This window comes from Streptomyces sp. NPDC047981 (genome assembly GCF_040653315.1).
Lineage (GTDB): Bacteria > Actinomycetota > Actinomycetes > Streptomycetales > Streptomycetaceae > Streptomyces.
In genome coordinates, this window is the sequence record NZ_JBEZNQ010000025.1 from 82,216 (window position 1) to 103,586 (window position 21,371).

The 21,371-nt window shown below is 71.8% G+C and carries 21 protein-coding genes and 2 pseudogenes; 8 read left to right on the top strand and 15 right to left on the bottom strand.

Annotated elements, in window-relative coordinates; genetic code table 11:
- Positions 1-2 precede the first annotated feature (2 nt).
- The 5 genes and pseudogenes from AB0E14_RS17225 to AB0E14_RS17245 all read right to left on the bottom strand — a co-directional run bounded on the left by AB0E14_RS17225 (position 3) and on the right by AB0E14_RS17245 (position 5,563).
- Positions 3-935 (bottom strand): alpha/beta fold hydrolase, encoded by a 933-nt coding sequence (locus AB0E14_RS17225; RefSeq protein ID WP_362417878.1) that lies wholly within the window; start codon positions 933-935, stop codon positions 3-5.
- Positions 932-2,458: an NAD(P)/FAD-dependent oxidoreductase gene (locus AB0E14_RS17230; protein ID WP_362417881.1), complete on the bottom strand. Its 1,527-nt coding sequence runs from the start codon at positions 2,456-2,458 to the stop codon at positions 932-934. The genes AB0E14_RS17225 and AB0E14_RS17230 overlap by 4 nt, the downstream gene beginning before the upstream one ends.
- Before the next feature lie 77 nt (positions 2,459-2,535).
- A pseudogene (locus AB0E14_RS17235) lies at positions 2,536-3,741 on the bottom strand (acyl-CoA dehydrogenase family protein); the annotation flags it as partial.
- 2 nt (positions 3,742-3,743) lie between these two features.
- Complete coding sequence (locus AB0E14_RS17240) at positions 3,744-4,787, bottom strand: phosphotransferase family protein (RefSeq protein WP_362417884.1); 1,044 nt, start codon at positions 4,785-4,787, stop codon at positions 3,744-3,746.
- The gene (locus tag AB0E14_RS17245; protein WP_362417887.1) at positions 4,787-5,563 is read right to left on the bottom strand and encodes an SDR family oxidoreductase; all 777 of its coding nucleotides are present in this window, start codon (positions 5,561-5,563) and stop codon (positions 4,787-4,789) included. Before AB0E14_RS17245 ends, AB0E14_RS17240 begins: the two co-directional genes overlap by 1 nt.
- 141 nt (positions 5,564-5,704) lie before the next feature.
- Between AB0E14_RS17245 and AB0E14_RS17250 the strand changes: the two genes are divergently transcribed.
- A complete protein-coding gene (locus tag AB0E14_RS17250; protein WP_362417890.1) occupies positions 5,705-6,340 on the top strand; it encodes a TetR/AcrR family transcriptional regulator in 636 nt (211 codons plus the stop codon).
- A 148-nt stretch (positions 6,341-6,488) separates the two neighbouring features.
- Here the strand turns inward: AB0E14_RS17250 and AB0E14_RS17255 are convergent, their stop codons facing one another.
- The 3 genes from AB0E14_RS17255 to AB0E14_RS17265 form a co-directional block, all read right to left on the bottom strand.
- Entirely contained in the window at positions 6,489-8,024 is a 1,536-nt protein-coding gene (locus tag AB0E14_RS17255; RefSeq protein ID WP_362417893.1) for an AMP-binding protein, read from the bottom strand.
- Between the two features lie 137 nt (positions 8,025-8,161).
- Positions 8,162-9,412, bottom strand: a complete 1,251-nt coding sequence (locus tag AB0E14_RS17260) for a saccharopine dehydrogenase NADP-binding domain-containing protein (protein WP_362417896.1) — start codon at positions 9,410-9,412, stop codon at positions 8,162-8,164.
- Positions 9,413-9,693: 281 nt separating this feature from the next.
- Positions 9,694-12,051, bottom strand: coding sequence for a SpoIIE family protein phosphatase (locus AB0E14_RS17265; RefSeq protein WP_362417899.1), 2,358 nt, complete (start codon positions 12,049-12,051; stop codon positions 9,694-9,696).
- 280 nt (positions 12,052-12,331) lie between these two features.
- On the opposite strand from AB0E14_RS17265, the gene AB0E14_RS17270 reads away from it, so the two are divergent.
- A complete protein-coding gene (locus AB0E14_RS17270; protein WP_362417902.1) occupies positions 12,332-13,309 on the top strand; it encodes a nitronate monooxygenase in 978 nt (325 codons plus the stop codon).
- Positions 13,310-13,358: 49 nt separating this feature from the next.
- Positions 13,359-14,246 carry an enoyl-CoA hydratase-related protein gene (locus AB0E14_RS17275; protein WP_362417905.1) on the top strand — a complete coding sequence of 296 codons (888 nt, stop codon included), beginning with the start codon at positions 13,359-13,361 and terminating at the stop codon, positions 14,244-14,246.
- Between the two features lie 27 nt (positions 14,247-14,273).
- Here AB0E14_RS17275 and AB0E14_RS17280 read toward each other — a convergent pair whose 3' ends face one another.
- Positions 14,274-14,582 (bottom strand): hypothetical protein, encoded by a 309-nt coding sequence (locus AB0E14_RS17280; RefSeq protein ID WP_362417908.1) that lies wholly within the window; start codon positions 14,580-14,582, stop codon positions 14,274-14,276.
- A gap of 175 nt (positions 14,583-14,757) precedes the next feature.
- Between AB0E14_RS17280 and AB0E14_RS17285 the strand changes: the two genes are divergently transcribed.
- Positions 14,758-14,880, top strand: a complete 123-nt coding sequence (locus AB0E14_RS17285; RefSeq protein WP_362417911.1) for a hypothetical protein — start codon at positions 14,758-14,760, stop codon at positions 14,878-14,880.
- Between the two features lie 69 nt (positions 14,881-14,949).
- Here the strand turns inward: AB0E14_RS17285 and AB0E14_RS17290 are convergent, their stop codons facing one another.
- Entirely contained in the window at positions 14,950-15,300 is a 351-nt protein-coding gene (locus AB0E14_RS17290) for a PRC-barrel domain containing protein (RefSeq protein WP_362417914.1), read from the bottom strand.
- A 358-nt stretch (positions 15,301-15,658) separates the two neighbouring features.
- On the opposite strand from AB0E14_RS17290, the gene AB0E14_RS17295 reads away from it, so the two are divergent.
- Positions 15,659-16,141, top strand: coding sequence for an ATP-binding protein (locus AB0E14_RS17295; RefSeq protein ID WP_362417917.1), 483 nt, complete (start codon positions 15,659-15,661; stop codon positions 16,139-16,141).
- Positions 16,142-16,193: 52 nt separating this feature from the next.
- Here the strand turns inward: AB0E14_RS17295 and AB0E14_RS17300 are convergent, their stop codons facing one another.
- Both AB0E14_RS17300 and AB0E14_RS17305 read right to left on the bottom strand, forming a co-directional pair.
- Positions 16,194-16,451: a WhiB family transcriptional regulator gene (locus AB0E14_RS17300; protein WP_362417920.1), complete on the bottom strand. Its 258-nt coding sequence runs from the start codon at positions 16,449-16,451 to the stop codon at positions 16,194-16,196.
- Between the two features lie 325 nt (positions 16,452-16,776).
- Complete coding sequence (locus AB0E14_RS17305) at positions 16,777-17,196, bottom strand: ATP-binding protein (RefSeq protein ID WP_362417923.1); 420 nt, start codon at positions 17,194-17,196, stop codon at positions 16,777-16,779.
- Between the two features lie 258 nt (positions 17,197-17,454).
- Between AB0E14_RS17305 and AB0E14_RS17310 the strand changes: the two genes are divergently transcribed.
- The 3 genes from AB0E14_RS17310 to AB0E14_RS17320 all read left to right on the top strand — a co-directional run bounded on the left by AB0E14_RS17310 (position 17,455) and on the right by AB0E14_RS17320 (position 19,434).
- Positions 17,455-18,306 (top strand): RNA polymerase sigma factor SigF, encoded by an 852-nt coding sequence (locus AB0E14_RS17310; protein WP_362417926.1) that lies wholly within the window; start codon positions 17,455-17,457, stop codon positions 18,304-18,306.
- Between the two features lie 381 nt (positions 18,307-18,687).
- Entirely contained in the window at positions 18,688-18,960 is a 273-nt protein-coding gene (locus AB0E14_RS17315; protein WP_362417929.1) for a GlsB/YeaQ/YmgE family stress response membrane protein, read from the top strand.
- Between the two features lie 105 nt (positions 18,961-19,065).
- Entirely contained in the window at positions 19,066-19,434 is a 369-nt protein-coding gene (locus AB0E14_RS17320; RefSeq protein ID WP_362417932.1) for a hypothetical protein, read from the top strand.
- A 92-nt stretch (positions 19,435-19,526) separates the two neighbouring features.
- Here AB0E14_RS17320 and AB0E14_RS17325 read toward each other — a convergent pair whose 3' ends face one another.
- The 3 genes and pseudogenes from AB0E14_RS17325 to AB0E14_RS17335 form a co-directional block, all read right to left on the bottom strand.
- Entirely contained in the window at positions 19,527-20,147 is a 621-nt protein-coding gene (locus AB0E14_RS17325; protein ID WP_362417935.1) for a carbonic anhydrase, read from the bottom strand.
- Between the two features lie 68 nt (positions 20,148-20,215).
- The gene (locus AB0E14_RS17330; protein ID WP_362417938.1) at positions 20,216-20,617 is read right to left on the bottom strand and encodes a DUF6479 family protein; all 402 of its coding nucleotides are present in this window, start codon (positions 20,615-20,617) and stop codon (positions 20,216-20,218) included.
- 171 nt (positions 20,618-20,788) lie between these two features.
- A pseudogene (locus AB0E14_RS17335) lies at positions 20,789-21,371 on the bottom strand (cryptochrome/photolyase family protein); the annotation flags it as partial.

The following is a 21,371-nucleotide window of genomic DNA, read 5'->3' on the forward strand; positions in this document are numbered from 1 at the left end:
TTTCATCCCGTCCCTTGGGTGGGGGATCCGTGGTGACCCAGGACCCGCGTGAGGAAGTGGAGCTGGTCGGCGAGCGCGTGCCGCTGTCCCGGTCCCGCGTAGACGTCCAGGTGGTCCACGGGGTACTCGCGCAGCTCCGCGAGCCGGCCGGCTTCGCGGGCGGTCCGCCGCGCCGCGTCCGGGGGTGCGATGCGGTCCTCCGTGCCGATCTGCACGAGGATCGGGCACGCCAGGCGGCCGACGAAGGTGGTGGGCCGGTTGAGACCCACCTTCAGCGCCGCACGGGCGCGCACCTCGTTGCGGAAGCCGGGTCCGGCGAACGACGCGCAGATCTCCCGCGCGCGGGGGACACCCATCATCGCCGGTGCGCCCGGCTCCCCGACCACGGGTATGTGGTGCGGCGGCCGCCCGGTGACGGAGCGCGCCGCGTCACGCAGCCCGTGCCCCGCGAGGCGCAGCAGCCGGCCGACCCCGGCGTGACGCACGACGTGGGCGAGTGAGGCGAGGCCGTCGGTCACCGGGGTCAGCGAGACGACCGCCGCGACCCGCGTGTCCTGGGCGGCGACGACGAGGGCGTGGCCGCCCGCGTACGACACGCCCCACAGCGCGATCCGGTCCGGGTCGGCGCCGGGCAGCCGCCGGGCGGCCGCGAGCGCCGCGTGGTAGTCCTGGCGCTGGCGGCGGACGGAGACGTCCTGACGGGGCCTGCCGCCGGAGTCCCCGAAACCGCGGTAGTCGAAGACGAACGTGTCGATGCCGGCCTCGGCGAAGCCCTCGGCGTAGCGCAGCAGTCCGCTGTCGCGGGTGCCGCCGAAGCCGTGGGCCATGACCACGCAGGGCCGTCCGCCGGGGCCGGCCAGGGCGTCGTGGGTCGCGGGCACGTGCCAGGCGGCGCAGCGGACACCCTGGCTGAGGAAGGTGATGTCGCGTCTCATCCGGCGGCCCCGGGGCGGGGCCGCGAACCCGAGGGCGTGGCGCCGCGTGCGGTGAACCGGAGCGCGCCGTCCTCGACCGGCCCCTCACGCAGCCGCTCGACGTCCTTCTCGTACGCCATCTCCACCGTCCACGGGCCGCTCGTCCCCGCCCGGGGGAACGCGCCGATGCCCCGCAGGACGTAGTTCGAGGTCAGGTTCATGTACTGCACCCGCTCGACGGTCGGGTCGTCGAGGACGGGCTCGACGATGTCGTGGCCGTGGGCGTCCATGTGGTCGAGCAGGCGGCAGAAGTGCTCGCAGACCAGGTCGACCTTGAGCGTCCAGGAGAGGTTCGTGTAGCCGAGCGCGAAGGCGAGGTTCGGCACGCCGGAGAGCATCATCGCCTTGTACGCCATGGTGTCCGAGGGCTTCGTCTCGCGGCCGTCGACGCGCAGCCGGATCCTGCCGAAGGGCGCCATGGTGAGCCCGGTCGCGGTCACGACGATGTCTCCGGTCAGTTCCTGGCCCGACGTCAACCGGATGCCGTCCTTGGTGAACCGGTCGATGTGGTCGGTCACGACCGAGGCGCGCCCGGCCGAGATCGCCTTGAACAGATCCCCGTCCGGCACCACGCACAGCCGCTGGTCCCACGGGGCGTAGCGCGGGGTGAAGTGGGTGTCGACGTCGAAGTGACGGGGCAGTCGCCGGCGTACGTCGGCGATGAGCAGCCTGCGCATCAGTTGCGGCATGCGCCGGCTGGCCTTGTAGACGCCCCGGGTGAACAGGATGTTCTTGCGCCGGACGATCCGGTGCGCGCGTCGGTGGCCGACCAGCTTCCTCAGGGCGTGGGCCACGGCGTCGTGGGCCGGGACCGAGAACACATAGCTCGGCGAGCGCTGCAGCATCGTGACGTGACCGGCCGTGCGGGCCATCGAGGGGATGAGCGTGACGGCCGTGGCGCCGCTGCCGATCACGATGACCCGCTTGCCCCGGTGGTCGAGGTCGGCGGGCCAGTGCTGCGGATGGACCACCGTGCCCGCGAAGTCCTCGATGCCGGTGAACTCCGGGGTGAATCCCGCCTCGTGGTCGTACATGCCCGTGCCGAGGAACAGGAAGCGCGCGGTGTACCGCGCCTTCGTGCGGCTGCCGGGCCGCTCGGCGGTGACGGTCCACCGGCCCGTCGCGGAGGAGAACTCCGCGCCGACGACCCGGTGTCCGAGACGGATGTGGGGGGCGAGTCCGTGCTCGGTGACCGTCTGCCGCAGGTAGTCGAGGATGAGATGTCCGTCGGCGATGGACTTGCGGTGGGTCCACGGCCTGAAGCCGTAGCCGAAGGTGGGCATGTCGGAGTCGGACCGGATGCCGGGGTAGCGGAACAGGTCCCAGGTGCCGCCGACCGCTTCACGGCCCTCCAGGATCGCGAAGGACGTGCCGGGTCGGCGGGTCGTGAGGTGGGCGGCGGCACCGATGCCCGAGATCCCGGCGCCGATGATCAGCACGTCGACGTCCGTGGACGCGGTGCGGCCGGTGGTCGTTTCTGTCACGGTTGGCTCCTGGCCGCGGTGGGGAGGGGCTGTACGGGGTCGGCTCCTGCCGGCCGGCAGTCGCCCGCCGCTGCCCGCCGGCTCAGTTCGGCGCGCGCGAGGGCGTTCTTGTGCACCTCGTCGGGGCCGTCGGCGAAGCGCAGGGAGCGGATGCCGGCATAGGCGCGGGCGAGGGGGAAGTCCTGGGAGAGGCCGCCGGCTCCGTGGACCTGGATCGCCTTGTCGAGGATCCACTGGACCGTCCTGGGCGTGGCGATCTTGATCGCCTGGATCTCGGTGTGGGCGCCCTTGTTGCCGAAGGTGTCCATCAGCCAGGCGGTCTTGAGCACCAGGAGGCGCAGCTGCTCGATCCTCACCCGGGACTCCGCGATCCAGTCGCGGATCACGCCCTGGCGGGCGAGCGGCTTGCCGAAGGCCACGCGTTCCTCGGCGCGGGCGCACATCAGCTCGACGGCCCGTTCGGCGACCCCGATGAATCGCATGCAGTGGTGGATCCGTCCGGGGCCCAGGCGGGCCTGGGCGATCGCGAAGCCGTCGCCTTCCTGGCCGATGAGGTTGGCGGCCGGGACCCGTACGTCGTGGAAGACCATCTCGGCGTGACCGCCGTGGTCGTGGTCGTCGTACCCGAAGACCTCCATGGCGCGCTTGATCTCCAGGCCGGGGGTGTCGCGCGGTACGAGAATCATCGACTGGCGCCGGTGCCGGTCGGCGTCGGGGTCGGTCCTGCCCATCACGACGAACACCTGGGCGTTGGGGTTCATCGCTCCGGTGATCCACCACTTGCGGCCGTTGATCACGTAGTCGCCGCCGTCGCGGACGATCGAGGTGGCGATGTTGGTGGCGTCGGAGGAGGCGACCTCGGGTTCCGTCATCGCGAAGGCCGAGCGGATCTCCCCGGCGAGGAGCGGCTCCAGCCACTCCTTGCGCTGCGCCGGGGTGCCGAAGAGGGACAGCACCTCCATGTTGCCGGTGTCGGGCGCCGCGCAGTTGAGGGCGGCGGGCGCGAGTTCCGGCGAGCGGCCGGTGATCTCGGCGAGGGGCGCGTACTGCAGGTTGGAGAGGCCGGCGCCGTCCTCGCCGGGGAGGAACAGGTTCCACAGGCCACGGCGGCGGGCCTCGGCCCGGAGTTCGCCGAGCACCGGGACCGCGTCCCAGGCCCAGCGGTCGTCGAGAGCACCCAGCTGCCGCGCGAACACCGGCTCCGCAGGGTGGATGTGACTCCACATCAGATCCAGCAGGTTCTCGCGCAGCAGTTCGGTGCGGGGGTCGAAGGCGAAGTGCATGATCAGTGTTCCTTGAGTGCGGCGAGGCCGGCGTCGAGCAGCGGGTGGACCGCTTCGCCGACACGGTCGAAGCCGGGGCCGACGGTCTGTCCGCCCAGGTGGCGGTAGTGGACGCCTTCGAGGATCGTGGCGAGTTTGAAGGCGGCGAGCCCGAGGTGGAAGCCGAGGCCGCCGAGGTCGCGCCCGCTGCGGGCGGCGTAACGGAAGACGATCTCGGACTCGTTGAGGAAGCCCGGAGCGTCGCCCGCGTCCGGGGCGACCTCCGGGCCGATCAGCCGGGCAAGCCGGGTGTAAAGGAGCATCAGCGCCAGGTCGGTGGACGGGTCGCCCACGGTGGCCATCTCCCAGTCGATGACGGCGCGTATCCGGTCGTCGCCGTCGACGAGCACGTTGTCGAGCCGGAAGTCGCCGTGGACGATGCCCGGGCGGGCGACGGCGTCCATCGCGGGTGCGCGGGCCTCCAGTTCGGCGTGGAGCGTGACGGCGGCCGGAAGGTCGCGGGAGTACGAGGCGGCCAGTTGCCTGCGCCAGCGCGTCACCTGTCGGCCGAGGAAGCCCTCGGGGCGGCCGAAGCCGCCGAGACCGACGGCCTCCGGGTCGACCGTGTGGAGGTCGGCGAGGGTGTCCACCAGGGCGCCGGAGATCCGTCGCACCCGCGCGGGGCCGAGAGGCGCCAGGTCCGCCGCCGTCCGGTACGGCCGGCCGTCGACCGCCTCCATGACGTAGAACGTGGCGCCGAGGACCCCGGTGTCGAGACAGAGGCCGTGCAGCCGCGGCACCGGGACCGGGGTGTCGGCGAGCGCCGCCGTCACCGCGTACTCGCGCCCCATGTCGTGGGCCGTGGCCAGCACATGGCCCAGGGGCGGCCGGCGAAGGATCCAGTGGGACGCGCCGTCGGTGAGGCGGTAGGTCAGATTGGACTTGCCGCCGGTGATCAGGGTGGCCGACAGCGTGCCGACCCGGGCCGTCGGCACGGCCTCGGCGAACCACGGCCGGAGCCGGGCGAGGTCGAGCCCCGGAGTCGCCCCGGCCTCGTGCGTCTCCATCAGGCACCGCCCGCCGCGGCGAGACCGCCGTCGACGAGGAGAGTCCGCCCCGTCATCCACGCCGCGTCCTCCGAGAGCAGGAACGCCACGGCGCCGGCGACGTCGTCGGGGGCGCCGAGCCGCCCCAGCGGGTACTCCGCCGCGACGGCCTCCTCCCGCCCCTCGTAGAGGGCGGCGGCGAACCTCGTCCTCACCACGGCCGGCGCGACCGCGTTGACCCGGACGCGCGGGCTCAGCTCGACCGCCAGCTCCTTGGTGAGATGCATCAGCATCGCCTTGCTCGCGCCGTACATCCCGATGCCGGGTTCCGGCCGCACGCCGCTGAGCGAGGCCACGTTGACGACCGCACCGCCGTGGCCGGACAGCCACGCCTTGTGCATCCTCTGGACCCACGACAGCGCGGCGAGGGCGTTGACCTCGACGACGGAGCGGGCCACGTCGGGGTCGAGCTCCATCAGCGGCCCGTACACCGGGTTGACGCCCGCGTTGTTGACCAGCAGGTCGGCGCTGCCGAAGGTGTCGACCGCCTTCGCGATCACCTCGTCCTGGTGGGCGGTGTCAGCGGCGTGGCCGGCGACACCGAGCGCGTGGTCGGAGCCGCCGAGCGCGGCGACGGCCGCGGCCAGGGCGTCCGGTTTCCGCCCGGTGATCACCACCTTCGCGCCCTCCGCCACCAGCCGTTCGGCGATGGCCAGTCCGATGCCGCGGCTGGCGCCCGTGACGATCGCGGTCCGTCCCGCGAATCTCTCGGCCGCGACGTCCCACCTGTGGGCCATGGGCTTCTCCGTTCCGTTCGGCGCGCTTGCTCGATTGGTAAAGTAGATGTCGATTCGAGTTCGAGTTTAGGGAGTGTCCGAGGTGTGTCAATACGCGCGGAAGGGGAAGGTCGGGCCGTGCGGCTGATACGATCTCGAATCGTGTTCGATAAAAATGCGACAAGCCGGACCCCGGCCCGCCCGGCGGCCCAGCGCCGCGGGATGGAGCGCAGGAAGGCCATCCTCGACGCCGCCGAGGCGCTGCTCGCCGAGCAGGGGTACGAAGCCGCCACCCTGAAGGCGACTGGCGAGCGGGCCGGCATCCCGATCGCCTCGATGTACCACTACTTCGCCGACCGGTACCAGGTGGACGCCGAGCTGCTGCGGCGGCACCTGGGCGAGCTGGACCGGCTCATCGGCCTCGCCCTGGCCGAACCCAGGGCGCAGACGCTGCGCGAGGCCGTCGACGTCATGATCGACCTGCTCCTCGACTACATGCGCGGCCATCGCAGCTGCACGGAGCTGTGGTTCGCGGGACGCCAGCACGCCACGCTCGACGAGCTGGTGCGCGCGTTCGACGAGGCCCAGGCGGAACGGCTCTGGCGCCACCTCGTCGAGCAGCGCCTCGTGTCGGCCGACACGCCCCTGCTCGCGCTGCTCCTCGCCTTCGAGGCGGGCACCCGCCTCTTCGACAGCGCCTTCCGGCGCTCGCCGGCCGGCGACGACGCCACGATCGACGAGGCGCGCCGCATGGTCACCGCGTACCTGGAGACCTACGGCTCCGAAGCGACGGGGTGACCGCGACCGGCGCGCACGAGCCTCGGCGGGTGTGCGGCCGGACGCGCGCGTGCGGCTCGTCGGCGGACACGTGGTCGGGGTGTGACAGCCGGGGTGGGGCGTGGCGTGGCGTGACGGTCGGGGTGTGGGCGGGGCGTGGCGGCGGAAGCTAACGCAGCGGATCGCCCCACCGCACCTGCTCGCGCAGCCGGTTCTTCAACAGCTTCCCTCCTGCGTTGCGCGGCAGCGCCTCGCCGACGACGGTGGCGTACTGCGGAACTTTGAAGTCGGCGAGCCGCTCCCGGCAGTGCGCGATCACCGCGGCGAGGTCCAGCTCCGCCCGGTCGCCGAAGAGGACGGCTCCGACCTTCTCGCCCATGACCTCGTCGGGCACGGCGAGGACTGCGGCGTCGGCGACTCCGGGGGCGGAGAGCAGCACCCCCTCGACCTCGGCGCTCGAGATGTTCTCGCCACCGCGGTTGATGATGTCCTTGATCCGGTCGACGATGTGCACGCGCCCGGCCGCGTCGACCCGGACGATGTCCCCGGTGTGCAGCCATCCACCGGTGAGCGCCTCCGCCGTCGCCTCCGGCCTGCGCCAGTAGCCGGTCGTCACCGTGACCCCGCGGACCACCAGCTCGCCCGTGAAAGGGTCGTCGCCGATCGGGACGACGCCGAGCTCCACCGACGGCACCGCGTAGCCCACGGAGTCCGCGTGCTCGGCGGCGTCCCGGTCCGGCAGGACGGTGATCAGCGACGCCGTCTCCGTCATGCCGTAGCCGTTGATCACCGTGGCCGCCGGAAAGGCGTCCTTCAGCGCGCGCACGAGTGACGGCGCGATCGGGGCGCCGCCGTACGCCAGCCAGCGCACCCCGGAGACGTCGGCGCCGGCGAAGGCCGGGTGCCGCAGCAGCAGGGAGTACACCGCGGGCACCGTCACGAGGAACGAGATCCGTTCCTCCGCCAACGCCGCCGTGAGGCGCGGCAGATCGAGCGTCGGCATGATCACCGACGTACCGCCGAGGACGGCGGCGACGACGAACTGCGCGTTGCAGCCGGTGACATGGAAGAGCGGCACGGAGACCAGCGTCCGCAGCTCGGGGCCGGCGTCCCGGGGGATGCCGAGACAGCGGATCAGGTTCTCGGCGTTGGTCACGAACGCCTCGTGCGTGGTCGGCACCCCCTTGGGACGCCCGGTCGTGCCCGAGGTGTAGAAGAGGGCGGCCACGTCGGTGGGGTCGGGATCCGGGGCGACGAACGGATCGCCGTCCGGCAGCGGGGCGCCCTCCGGCAGGTCGACCTTCACGCCCGCGTCGGCGAGGACCACCTCCACTTCGGGCGGCGCCGACCGGGTGTTGACCGCCACGGCGATCCCCCCGGCCAGCACGGTGCCCCAGAAGGCGAGGGCCCAGTCCGTGCCCGCCTCGTACCGCACGGAGACCCGGTCCCCGGCCGTCACGCCGCGGGCCCGCAGCCCTCCGGCCACGCGCGTCGCGCGCCGCCACAGCTCCGCGTACGTGAGCCGCTCCCCACCGAGCTCGGCGACCGCTTCGGCTTCGGGGCGCTGCTCGACGTGCGTACGGAGCGCGTCGAGCAGTGTCGGGGGCGCGTCGGGGTATCGGGCGAGCCCGTTCATGTCCCTCACCAGGTCGTCCTGGGGGAAGGGGTTGTGCGCACGCGGGACAGGAGTGAGGGGGCGGGGCATCTCGGCGGCTCCAGGGCAAGGGCGTGGCGCGTGGCGCACGCGAGGGGTGAGGGGGTCGACCAGGGCATCGCCGCGCCGGGACCTCCCGAGGACGCGGTCGCGGCGATGCCCTGATCAGGGTCGAGTCGGGAGCGTCCCTAGCGCATCGACTCGACGATCTCGTGGCGCGGAGTCCCCACGCGCTCCAGGGCGTTGTAGAAGGCCTCCGGCTCGGCCCAGTCCTCCGGGGCGAACGAGCCGGCGCGTTTCCCGGCCTCGTCGAGTGCGAGGACCATGAACGCGGCGCAGGCGGTCCCCGTCACCGTCGCCATGCTGGCGACGAGGTACGACCCGGGCCCGCTGACCGGTGTACGACGGACGGCCACGGCCGGGCGCCCGTTCCGGGTACCGCTGACGCGGGCCAGCAGGCCGCCCCGCCACGTGTAGCGGCGACGGACGGCCGAAGCCCCGAGGAAGGCGAGCAGCTCGCCCGCCCCGCTCTCACGGCGCCGGACCTGGCCGATCATGCCGCCGAGGGCGTGGCGCCAGCCCGCGGGGGAGCCGAAGCGGCTCTTGACGATCGCCGTCATGAAGTCGACCGCCTCGTCCGAGGTCATCCGGCCCGACTCGATGGCCTGGCCGAGGCCCTTGACGAGGCCGTTGACCGGCGCCGGGTCCATGCCGCCCAGACAGCGGATGCGCCGCGCCCCGGGAAAGCGGCGGGGCATGGTGACGGGCTCCGGGTGGGCCGTCTCGTACAGCAGGGTCTCGCCCAGGCCGCCGCCCATCGGCGCCGATCCGGTCTCGACGTACGACTGGTGGGTGACCGGCCCGCCGTTCTCCCACGTCAGGCAGTCGCCCGCGGCGATGTGCATGAGGTGCTGGAGCACGGCCCGGCCCACGTGCGGCCGTTCGTCGCCCACCGTCCAGAACATCTCGATGTCCTCGACGGTGTCCAGCTCGCTCGCGGCGTCCACGGCCAGCACATTGCTCATGCCGGGCGAGGCGCCGCAGCCGATGTAGAGCGGAATGCCAGCCTCCTGGGCCCTGTCGGCGAGGCTCAGCGCGTGCTGGGTGCTCTCGACGTCGTCGTCGAAGTCGAGGTACGGCACCTTCCGCTCGATGCACGCCGTGATCACGGGCTCGGAGGTGCGGACGTAGGGGCCCGCCCCCAGGACGACGAGGGCGGCGCCGTCGACGATTCCGAGGAGGGCGTCCCGGTCGTAGAGGTCGAGCCGGAGGGCCTTGGCCCGGCCGGACGGGAGCTTCTTCACCAGGGGGTGCAGCAGTTCGGGGCGGATGTCGCACAGGATGAGCTCGATGTCGCCCCCCGCCCGGGCGAAGCGCTCGATGGCCACCTTGCACATCTCGCCCGCGGCGCCGATGAAGACGACCCGCCGCGCCGTCATGCGACGACTCCGGCCGTGAGCACCGTGACGTCGTAGCAGTGGGACATGACCCGCTCCGTTCTGTTGCCGTCGCCGGGCACGCGCGGCGACCTCCTGGGCGCGGACGGCAGGGAGAGCCGCAGGCGCGAGATTCGATGTCGAATCGAGTTCGAGTTTAGCTCTCGGTCAGGTGCCGTCAAGGTCTTGTCCTCGATGAGGCCTGCTCGCCCCCTGGCCCGGCGGGGCTCGACTGCCAGCCGGGGGCCGCCGGAGCCGGTCCGGGCCCGCCGGAGCCCGTAGGTCTACGGGAGCGGCTGCTCGGCCCAGATGGTCTTGCCCTCGCGGCCGGGCCGCGTGCCCCAGCGCGCGGCGAACTGGGCGACGAGCAGCAGGCCGCGGCCGCCCTCGTCGAAGGTCCGGGCCCGGCGCATGTGCGGCGCGGTACTGCTGCCGTCGAACACCTCGCAGGTCAGGGACGAGTCGAGGACGAGCCGCAGGAGGATGGGGGGCTTGCCGTAGCGGATCGCGTTCGTCACCAGCTCGCTGACGATGAGTTCCGTGGTGAAGGACAATTCGTCGAGGCCCCAGGTGCCCAGTGTGTCGGCGCAGAAGCGGCGCGCCCCCGACACCGCGGCGGGGTCGGACGGGAGGTCGAGTGTGGCGACGTGGCCGGGGTCGAGTGCCCGGGTGCGCGCGACCAGGAGGGCCACGTCGTCGGCGGGGCGCGCCGGGAGCATCTTGGCGAGCAGCCGTTCGCAGCACTCGTTCGGTGAGGCCGAGGCCCGTGACGCCTGGGCGAGGGTGTCGCTCAGCAGCGTCAGCGAGGCGTCGAGATCGCGCGTACGGCTCTGGATGAGGCCGTCCGTGTACAGCGCCAACAGCGTCCCCTCGGGCAGCTCCCAGCGGACGGTCTCGAACGGCAGGCCCCCGAGTCCCAGCGGCGGGCCGATGGGCAGTTCCGGCAGGCCGGGCGGCTCGGCTCCGACCGTCGTTCCCGCGTCGGCCGGTCCACCGCCGACCGTCGTTCCCGCGTCGGCCGGTCCACTCCCAGCCGTGGTTCCGGTGTCGGCCGGTTTACCCCCGGCCGTCGCTCCCGCGTCGGCCGGTCCCCTGCCGGCCGTCGTCCCGGTGCCGGCCGGTCCACCTCCGGCCGCAACCGGTCCACTGCCGCTTGTCGACCCGGTGCCGGCCGTTCCACCCCCGGCCGCAGGGGGCGCGACGGCCGGAGGTACGTGCCCGGCGCTGGCGAGGGTGCAGAGGCGGGTGGCGGGGTCGTAGACCGCGTACAGGCAGGTGGCGCTGATCTCGCCGTCCTCGTGGGCCTCCTCCCGCTGGAGGCGGATGACCACGTCGTCCAGGTGGGTGAGCAGCTCGTCGGGCATCAGGTCGATGTCGGCGAAGGCGCGTACGGCGGTCCGCAGCCGGCCCATGGTGGCGGCCGCGTGCAGCCCGCGGCCGACGACGTCGCCCACGACGAGGGCGACCCGTCCGCCGGACAGCGGGATCACGTCGTACCAGTCCCCGCCCACACCGGCCCGTGAGCCGCTCGGCAGGTAGTGGGCGGCGGTCTCGACGGCGGACTGCTCCACCGGGCGCTGGGGCAGCAGGCTGTGCTGGAGCGCGAGCGCGGTGGTCCGCTCGTGGGTGTAACGGCGGGCGTTGTCGAGGTGGACCGCCGCTCTGGCGGTGATCTCCTGGGCCAGCAGCAGGTCGTCGTCGTCGAACGGGGTGGGGGTGCGATGGCGGACGAACTGCGCGAGGCCCAGGGTGGTTCCCCGCGCGTACAGGGGCAGCAGCAGGACCGAGTGGAACCCGAAGCGGCGTGGGTCGGGCGGTGCGAGCCAGGGAGGAACGTCCGAGTCCGAGACCCGCAGCAGCAGGGGCAGCCCGGTGGCCAGCACCTCGGCCGGTGCCGAGCCCGGAGCGTAGGCGTGCTGTTGACCCGTGGCGACGGGGGAGTCGGGGCAGCCGTCCAGGGTGGACCGCTGGGCGACGCGCCGCATCGCCGCCGGCTCCGTCGGCGGGTGGGGCTCGCCGCCCTGGAGGAGGGATCCGAGGAGGTCGACGGTGACGAGGTCGGCGAAGCCGTCGGCACCGACCTCCGCCAGTTCCTCGGCGGTGCGCGTGGTGTCGAGGGTGGTCCCGATCCGTCTGCTCGCCTCGCTGGTGATCATGAGCCGGTGCTGAACCCGCCGGTCGCGCACCTCCTGGTAGGCGGCGACCACCTGTTCCGAGTTGTGGTCGACGTACGCGAATCCGGTCTCGATCAGCCGGATCGTCGCGGTGTTGGCCAGCTGCTGGTCGTCGGTGAGCCGTGTGACCTCTTCCTGGAGCAGCCGGAGCATGTTGACGTGCCCGATGCGGTAGGCGCGGAGCAGCGTGCTGAGCGGTACGCCCGCCTCGGCGAACCTGCGGGCGACGTCCAGGGCGGCGGGAGGCGCCTGGACCTCGGTGACGTCGCGACCGTGCTCCAGGGCGTCGAGGAAGGCGGCGACGTGGGCGGAGGTCTCCTCCAGCGCGCGCCGGGCGAGGTCCTCGTGCTGCCAGAGCCCGGGAAGCTCCTCGCGCAACCGCTCCATCACGAGGCCGACCCACTGGTCCGAGCGCGGCCCCCGTTCGTGCGCCAGGCGGACGAGGAAGGCGGAGACGTCCTTCTCCATGAAGGAAACGTATCCAAGGGCCCGGTCGCCCGCCTGTCCGAGCAACGGGCGCGGGGCGGGTGGCGGGCCCGGCTTCTCCACACGCGGAGGGTGGGCCGGTCGATCGGGGTGGGCCGGGGGGTCGTCGGGACCTTGACAGTTCCTCACCGGACGACTCTAAACTCAAACTCGATTCGAAATCGAGTCTCGCGTCGGCCCGCCACGCCGACGCGACACGAGGTCGCCGTGGGATCCCCGTACGGCGACGGCGGAAGAACGGAGAGGGCCCTGGCCGGCCTCGATGATGATCTCGACGACCTTCACCGAACTGTTCGCAGTGGACCACCCGATCGTCTGCGGCGGGATGACCGGCGTGGGCACGGCGGAACTCATCTCCGCCGTGGCCGAGGCGGGTGCCCTCGGGTTCCTGACGGCGCTCACCCAGCCCACGCCGGAGGCGCTGGCGAGGGAGATCGCGCGGTGCCGTGAGATGACCGACCGGCCCTTCGGCGTGAACCTGACCGTCCTGCCGACCCTCAAGCCGGTGCCCTACGCGGAGTACCGGGCGGCGATCATCGAGAGCGGCATACGGGTCGTGGAGACGGCCGGCGGCAACCCGGTCGAGCACGTGGCCGACTTCAAGGCCAACGGTGTCAAGGTGATCCACAAGGCGGTGGCCGTGCGGCACGCCCTCAAGGCGCAGACGCTCGGGGTCGACGCGGTCAGCATCGACGGCTTCGAGTGCGCGGGGCACCCGGGTGAGGAGGACATCCCCGGCCTCGTGCTCATCCCCGCCGCCGTCCGGCGGTTGGAGATCCCGGTCATCGCCAGCGGCGGCTTCGCGACCGGCGACGGCCTCGCCGCGGCCCTCGCGCTCGGCGCCTGTGCCGTGAACATGGGCACCCGCTTCGTCGCGAGCGCCGAAGCGCCGGTGCATCGGAACGTCAAGGACCAGATCGTGGCGAACGACGAACGAGCCACCCAGCTGGTCTTCCGTGAGTTCGGGAACACCGGCCGGGTCGCGCGCAACGCCATCTCCGAGGAGATCGTCACCCGCTCGAAGCGCCCCGGGGCCGCGTTCGAGGACATCGCCGAGCTGGCCTCGGGCGTCCGGGGCCGTACCCGCGTGCTCGAACAGGGACACATGGACGACGGCCTGTGGTGGGCCGGTCAGGCGCAGGGGCTCATCGAGTCGGTCGCCACCTGCCGAGAGATCGTCAGCGGCATCGTGGCCGACGCCGAGAAGGCCATCGGCCGGCTCGCCGACCTCCGCGGATGAACCCCGCCGCACCCACCGCCCTCACCCGCCCCGCAGGAGCGAGCACCTCATGACCTGGACCACCCTCCATCACCGCGTCGACGACGGCGTCCTCACCGTCACCCTGGACCGGCCGGACCGCCTGAACGCCTTCACGCCGACCATGGCCGGCGAACTCGAACGGACCTTCGCCGAGGTGAACGACAACGACGACGTACGGGCCGTCATCGTCACCGGCGCGGACAAGGCGTTCTGCGCGGGCATGGACCTCGGCTCGGACGGCAACGTCTTCGGGCTCGACGAGTCCCGCACCCCCACCCTCGCCGACATGGACGATCTCAACAGCCCGGACATCAGCCGGGTCAGGGACACCGGAGGCCGGGTCACCCTGGCGATCCACGCCTGCCGCAAGCCCGTGATCGCCGCGATCAACGGTCCCGCCGTCGGGATCGGCGCGACCCTGACGCTCGCGATGGACGCACGGCTGATGTCGACGACCGCGCGCTTCGGCCTGGTCTTCGGTCGGCTCGGCATCACGCCGGAGGCCGCCTCGACCTGGTTCCTGCCCCGCCTCGTCGGCCTGCCCAGGGCCCTGGACCTGCTCTACTCCGCGGAGATCCTCGACGCGGAGGCCGCGGCGGCCGCCGGTCTCGCGAACGCGGTCCATGCGCCCGACCGCCTTCTGAAGGAGGCCCGCGCGCTGGCGGACCGCTGGACGCTGGGCCGCTCGCGCGTGGCGACCGCGCTGACCCGTCAGATGACCGTCCGCAACGCGAACCTCGAACGCCCGCAGGACGCCCATCGGGTGGAGTCCCTGGCGATGTTCTACTCCAGCATCGGCGACGGGGTCGAGGGGGTGTCGGCCTTCCGTGAGAAGCGTGCCCCGCGCTTCACTCGGCCCGCGTCCGAGATGCCGCCGTTCTACGACGAGTGGATCGCCGCCGCGGAGAACGGCTGAAGGGCGCCCTGCCCGGCGCGGCGCCCTTCAGATCTGCTCCCACCACCGCAGCGCCAGGACGAGGCCCTTCTTGGCGGAGCACCCGAACCTGTGCCCCCTGAGGGAGAAGTAGACGGCGGCGAGCACGGCCGTCGCGGCGGTCGCGCCGACGATGGCGGCGCCGATCTTCCAGGAGATGAAGAAGCCGAGGAGCAGGGCGGGTACGAGCATGATCAGGCTGCCGACGGCCGCCTCGCGGAGCACGCGCTTCCAGCTCGCCCTGTGCCAGGTGCGCGCCCGGCGGGAGTACCCCTCCAGGGGTACGTGCCGCGTGGTGCCGCATGCTTCCGTGCTCATCGCGATCGCTCCCGGGGTGTGTGCGCGGGGCGGACAGGTCTAGAATCCGAATACGAAGTCGAATCGAATTCGAGTGTACTGTTGGTCGGCGAGGAGCTGTCAAATGCCCGTGCGTGACGTGGTCGATCGGTCCCGGAGGGGGAAGGAGACGGTCCCGAACAGCGAGGACCACCCCATGGACCGTGCGAACGAGCGATGGAAGCTGAAGGGCGTCGCCTGGCGCGTGCTCTTCTATGTCATCGGCGCGTACGCGTTCCTCCACGTGGTCGGGTTCCTGAGCGCACACGCCCAACGCTGAGGGCCGCTGCGGGGATCGGCGGCAGCCCGGCGGGCGGTGTCCGCCGCGCCGCGGCCCGCCGGGCTTCGGCTACCGGACGAACGCCAGGTAGTAGTCGACGAGCTTCATCCGGTGCGGCTGGTCGTCGTCGTCCCGGTCGAGGTCGGGGCCGGGTTCGAACGGTGGGGCCTGCTCGATCAGCCGGCGGGAGCAGCCGATGCGGAGCGTCTTCGTGCCGGGGTCGACGGTGGTGACAAGGCCGGCGGGGACGATGACGCGACGGTCGGGAATCCAAGGGCTCGTGTCGACGACGACGTGGCCGCGCCCGGCCGTCGGCTCGTGCGTGTCGACCGTTCCGGCGAATCCGTCGGTCGCCTCGACGCTGTAGCCGGTGAGGTCCAGGTTTGCTGCGGAGGACGCGGTCTCCCTGTAGGTCCACATGTCATGCGCCATTTCAGGATGCCCTTCCTGCCGCCGGGGGAGTGCCCCGGTCTCCGGTGTCTGTCCCTCCGTGTTGCCCGCCGACGTCGTCGTACACGTGTGGAATCGCGAGCGAGGCTCTCATGGCGGCCGGGCACGACGCGGGCCCCGCAGACCGCATCTCCCGCACGCGGCAACCCGCTCCTTCCGTGATGTCGGGCCCACAGCCACCGTTCGCCTTCCCCGGACTCCGCGGCGGCCGTGGCGCGCCCCGGTGTGATCCCGTGCGGGATCGGTGTGGGATCCATGAAGCGGGGAAAAGCGGTGAAAGAGATGCCCAGCCGTTCCGACCCGCTCGGACGAGGGGAGTACCACCGCCATGACGGAAGCGATCACCGCGGAGCGAGCGACACCGGAGCCTCTGCTGTCCGCCGCCGTCGTCTATGAAGACGCCCGTGGCGATGCGATCGCCTCCGCACGTGCCTTCACGGCGGACTTCCTCGCGGCCGCGCCGTCCGTGCGCGGCGAGCGAATCGCGGACGAGCGCGTCGAACTGGCGCAGTTGGTGGTCAGCGAGTTGGTGACCAACGCGGTACGGCACACGGCGGGCCCCTGCCGTTTGCTCCTCGAGCTGCGCCGGGACACCTTGGACATCTCCGTCTTCGACCCCGAGGCCGCCGCCCCGGTGCCCCGCGGACCCGACCCCCGTCGCATCGGGCAGCACGGCGTCGAGATCGTCGTCGCGGTCTGCGAGAGCCTGGCCGTGGAGCCCGACCCGGGCGGGAAAAGGGTCCGTGCGCGCTTCTCGCTCCGCTCGCACCACACCGTCACGGCGGAACCGGCGGGCCGGCTCGTGAGCTGAGGCGCGGCTGTACGGGGAGGGCGGACCGGACGGTCGAGCGGCTCCTCACCGTTCACCGCCGCGTGGCCGCCCGGCGTCCCGACCGTCGTCGGAGGTCTCGTCGCTCAGCCTCGGTGAGGCCGCCCCACACCCCCGCGGGCTGCTGGGTCTGTGTCATCGCGGAGCGCAGGCACTGCTGTCGTACCGGGCAGCGCCTGCAGACCTCCTTCGCCTCCTCGGCCTGAGCGAGAGCGGGGGATCCCACCCCGATGGGGAAGAACAGGTCGGGGTCCACCTCCTGGCAGGCCGCGGCCGCACGCCAGCTGTTCATGTGAGCCTCCTGGCACATGAGTAGGGATACGTCCTCCTGTCCGCCTGACCACTCGTCGGTACGTGAAACCCGGGCGTGCGCGCCCGAGTACGGCCCTCCGGCCGACCGTGAACACGGCGTCGAAACGCCCTTGTCGGAGAAGGCGTCCCGGCCTCCCGTGCCGCGCTCGCGGCCTTCACGGAATCCCGACACCTCCGGCACATCCGCCGCGTCGATGCGAGGGGTAACAGAGACGGGACGTGTCACAGACGTACACGCACGTTCCGCCCCGAATGCCCGCCCAGCCGGAGGAGCTCATGTCCCAGCCCCGTGTCGCCCCGCCCTCTCACGGCGCATCGTCCCCGCCCGGCCGGAAGCAGGCGGTCACGTCCTTGCCCCGCGGGCAGGGGTGGGTCCGCACCTCGTGCGCGAGGGCGCCGACCAGGAGCAGGCCGCGCCCGCCCAGGGCGCCGTCGTCGGGGCTGCGCTGCTCGGGCACCCGGGGCGACGCGTCGTGCACGGTGACGTGCAGGCACTCCTCGTCCCAGGTGAGGATGAGCTGCGCGTCGCTGTGGGCGTGGACGTGGGCGTTGGTGACCAACTCGGAGACGGCCAGTACCACGGCGTCCGCCACCTCGGGCGCGTTCCGTTCCCAGCCCAGGGTCTCCAGGTGCTCGCGCGTCCAGTCCCTGGCGGTCTTCACACTGCTGCCGACGGGCAGCGATCTCGCCCAACCGACGGCTCTCATCGAGGGATCGCGTGTCATGACTCTCCGCACTCTCCTTACTCGTCTTCGGGCGACGGCTTCGTACGTACCGTCTGCCCGGCGACCGGAGGAGGAACCTGACGGCCCGGCCTTACGCGCCGACGTGCCGCACACGAACTCGCCGCGGCGCCACCGCAGTCCGGATCGCCGCGCGGAGACCGAGGCGAAGGAAGGCTGTATGGAGAGGCGAACTCCGGGTAGGCGAGCCCACACAGGGCCACGCATCCCGGTTCGGGATACACGTGAAAGGGGAACGGTGTGACGGTCACCACGATGTCGGCCACAGGAGTTGAGGTCGGGGCGGAAACGCTGCCGAGGATCCCGGACACGTCGGCGATCGCACCCAGGGACGCACGGACCCTGTCGAAGGTCTTCTTCCGGGAACTCGCGGTACTCGAAGAGGGGACGCACGAGTACCAGTACGCGCGCAACACCCTCATCGAGATGAACATGAGCCTGGTGCGCTACGCCGCGGGGCGCTTCCGCCACCGTGCCGACGAGATGGAAGACATCGTCCAGGTGGGCATGATCGGCCTGATCAAGGCGATCGACCGGTTCGAGATCTCGCGCGAGGTCGAGTTCACCACGTTCGCCGTCCCCTACATCGTCGGCGAGATCAAGAGGTTCTTCCGCGACACCTCCTGGGCGGTGCACGTCCCCCGTCGGCTTCAGGAAGCGCGGGTGGAACTGGCCAAGGCGACCGATGAGCTGAGCACCCGACTCGGCCGGACGCCGACGGTCAAGGAGCTCGCCGAGCTGATGTGCCTCACCGAGGAGGAGGTCACGGAGGCGCGGCTGGCCTCCAACGGTTACAACTCCTCGTCGCTCGACGCGGCCCTCAGCGGCGAGGACGAGGAGGGCGGCGCGTCGCTGGCCGACGTCATCGGCGCCGAGGACCCCGCGATGGAACTCGTGGTCGACTTCCACTCGCTGGCCCCGCTCATCGCCGACCTCGACGAGCGTGACCGCCGGATCATCCATCTGAGGTTCGTCGAGGAACTCACCCAGGCCGAGATCGGGGACCACCTCGGCTGTTCCCAGATGCATGTCTCGCGTCTGCTCTCCCGCAGTGTGAAGCGCCTGCGCGCGGGCCTGCTGGCAGGCGGGTGACCCGCTGGGCCGACCGGCCCCGGTCCCGCCCTTAGGGACGGCCGAACGGGCCGCCCGTGCCTCGCGCACCGCTCCCGCGGTGGCGAGGGCGGGCGGCCCGCTTCATGCGCAGGTGACCGTCACCCGCTCGAAGCCGAGGCCGAGGAGGAGCCATCCGCTGGGCGGCCAGGGTGTTCACGGCCTGCTCGCTCGCGGGGTCCGTCCGAGAAGAGGTCACCCAGCCGGTCGAGCAGACCGCGCTGCTTGGACACGGCGTACGAGCGCTCGGGATCGAGCGCCACGCCCGTCAGCCGAGACAGAGGGTTTGGCGGTGCCGGATCGGAACAGGCGGCTATCAAGACCCACTTGAACCACGAGAGAACCACGAACTGGAGGCGCACCATGGGAATCATCGCGTGGATCCTCATCGGCCTGCTGGCCGGCATGATCGCCAAGGCCCTGACGCCGGGCAGGGACCCCGGCGGGGTCATCGTCACGATCCTCATCGGCGTGGCGGGCGGTCTGCTCGGCGGCTGGCTCGGCAAGGTGATACTCGGCGTCGACTCGATCGACGGCTTCTTCGACCTCTCGACCTGGATCGCGGCCATCATCGGCTCGATGATCGTGCTCGCCCTCTACCGCCTCCTCAGCGGCGGGCGGCGCCGTCACGTCTGACCCTCGCCCCCAGCCGGGCCGGCGGCCCGGCCACCTGGCGTCCAGGGCGCGCCCGTCGGCCCGTGATCCGCAGCTGATCGGTCATGGCCGGGGAACATGGGAGACATGGCCACAGATCATCCCGCCGAGCGGGGCGGTCCAGGACGCGACCGGTTCGCCGCGTTCTCGGATCGGGCGTCGAACGTCACCAGCTCCCCGCTGTTCTACGGACTGTGCGTACTCCTGGTGCTCGGCACGGTCGCCCTGCACTTCGCGCACGCACCGCTGTCCTGGCTGATCTTCGCCGGAGACGTCATGGCGTCCGTCAACCTCCTGCTGCTCGCCCTGCTGAAGAACACCGAACGGCGCGACACCCACGCGCTCCAGCGCAAGCTGGACTCGATCGCCGCAGCACTGCTGGAGCAGCGCGAGGGTACGAGCCAGGAAGCGGCCGACGAACTACGCCGCGCCATCGGCCTGGACGACGAACAGTGAAGGGACACACCGGGGCACCAGGGCGCCCGTCCCACCGTGTGCGGGGGACGGGCGCCTCCGATCTCGCGCGAGCGGACCGCGCGTTTCCTCCGCTACTTCGGAGCCGCGACACCATGGGCCGTCACGAGCCTGGCGTGTCCCTCGGCGAGGTCGTAGCCCAGTCCCACGACGGCGACCTCGCCCGTCGCCACCTGCTCGGCCAGAACGCGCGAGCGCTCGGTGAGGAGGGTCGCGGTGTGTCGGATGTGGGTGTCGATGATGTCGCTGCTCTCCGTGAGCCCGGCGGCACGGGCGGCGAGGATGCTGGGCGTGACGCGCTCCACGACGTCCCGCACGAACCCCGGCGCCGGCATCCCGTCCTCCACGGCCGCGCGGGCCGCGGCGACCGCGCCGCACGAGTCATGGCCCAGGACGACGACGAGTCGGCAGCCGAGCACGCTCGTGGCGTACTCGACGCTGCCCAGGACCTCGGCACCGAGGACGTGGCCGGCGGTCCGTACGACGAACAGGTCGCCGAGACCCTGATCGAAGATGATCTCGGCGGCAAGGCGTGAGTCGGAGCAGCCCAGGATGACTGCGAACGGTTCTTGACCGGGTGCGAGTTCCGCGCGGCGGGCGGCGTCCTGGTTGGGGTGCTCCTGGGTGCCGTCGACGAAGCGTCGGTTGCCGGCGAGCAGGGTGTCGAGGGCGACGGAGGGAGAGGTTCGAGGCATACCGATCACAGTATGCGAGACCGCACAGCTCACCGTCGGCCGGGCCCGACGACATGCTCATGGCCGAGTCAGTCTCCGTGGCCGACTCCACCGCTGCCGAAGCCGCCGCTGGAGATACCGCCCCACTTGCGACGTTCCTCGCTGGGAGGTTCGGGAGAGGTTTCGGAGCCGGTGGTGCCGCCTCCCCTGAGCGGATGCGGAGTGAGCCGGTGCTCACCGTCGGTTCGGGGTACTTCCGCGGGGCGTCGGTACTCGGACATCTCGCCGGGGAGACGGTCCGTCCGAGGACGGTGCGGCTGGGTCTCCGGGTCGGGCGGCGGCAGTTCCTTGTCCCTGACCCGCATGCCGAGGACGAAGGCGCCGATGATGACGGCGACGAGGACGAGCCCACCGATCACCTGCGCGAGTCCTGTCTGCCAGACGCCGGCTGTCTCCGTCAGAGCGTCTGCCGCGATGGCGTGTGCACTCACTGCTCACCTCTGTGGGGGAGAGGGAGGAACGGGAGCCTCGCGAGGAGCGCGGACTCCTGTCACCTCGTGATGGGGAGGGACCCTGCTTGTGCTCCTTCGCACCTGTTTCGGCTCAGGCGCCTGCCGTGGATGCAGGACACGGGCGGTCGTGGAGAGGACCGGACAATGTCCTCAGTCATTGCGTGCGCCTCCCGACCGTTCTTCACGGGTGCGTTCCTGCTCCAGGAGGGCGGGGAGGTCGTCGAGCCGGTCGAGGCCGTGCAGAGCCCTGGTCATGCGGGCGTTGTGTGCGAGCCTGGCGCGGTGGCGGTGCAGGAAACTCCAGTAGCCCGCAGTGAAGGGGCAGGCGTCTTCCCCGACCCTGCGGTCCGGGCGGTGGACGCAGGGGCCGCACAGGTCGCTCATGCGGTGGATGTACGCCCCGCCGGACGTGTACGGCTTCGTCGTCATTCTGCCTCCGTCGGCGTACTGCGACATGCCCACGACGTTGGGCAGCATGACCCAGTCGTAACCGTCGACGAAGCAGCGGTGGAACCAGTCGGTCACGGCGGCGGGATCCCAGCCGCGCTGGAGGGCGTAGCTCCCGAGCACCATCAGCCGTGGGATGTGATGCGTCCAGCCGGTGTCCCTGACCTGGCGCAGCACCGTGGCCAGGCAGCGGGCGGACACGGCCTCGGCGTCGAGCTCGTTCCACCAGTCGGGGAGCGAGCCTGTGTGGCCGAGGGCGTTCGACGTCCGGTAGTCCTCGCCGAAG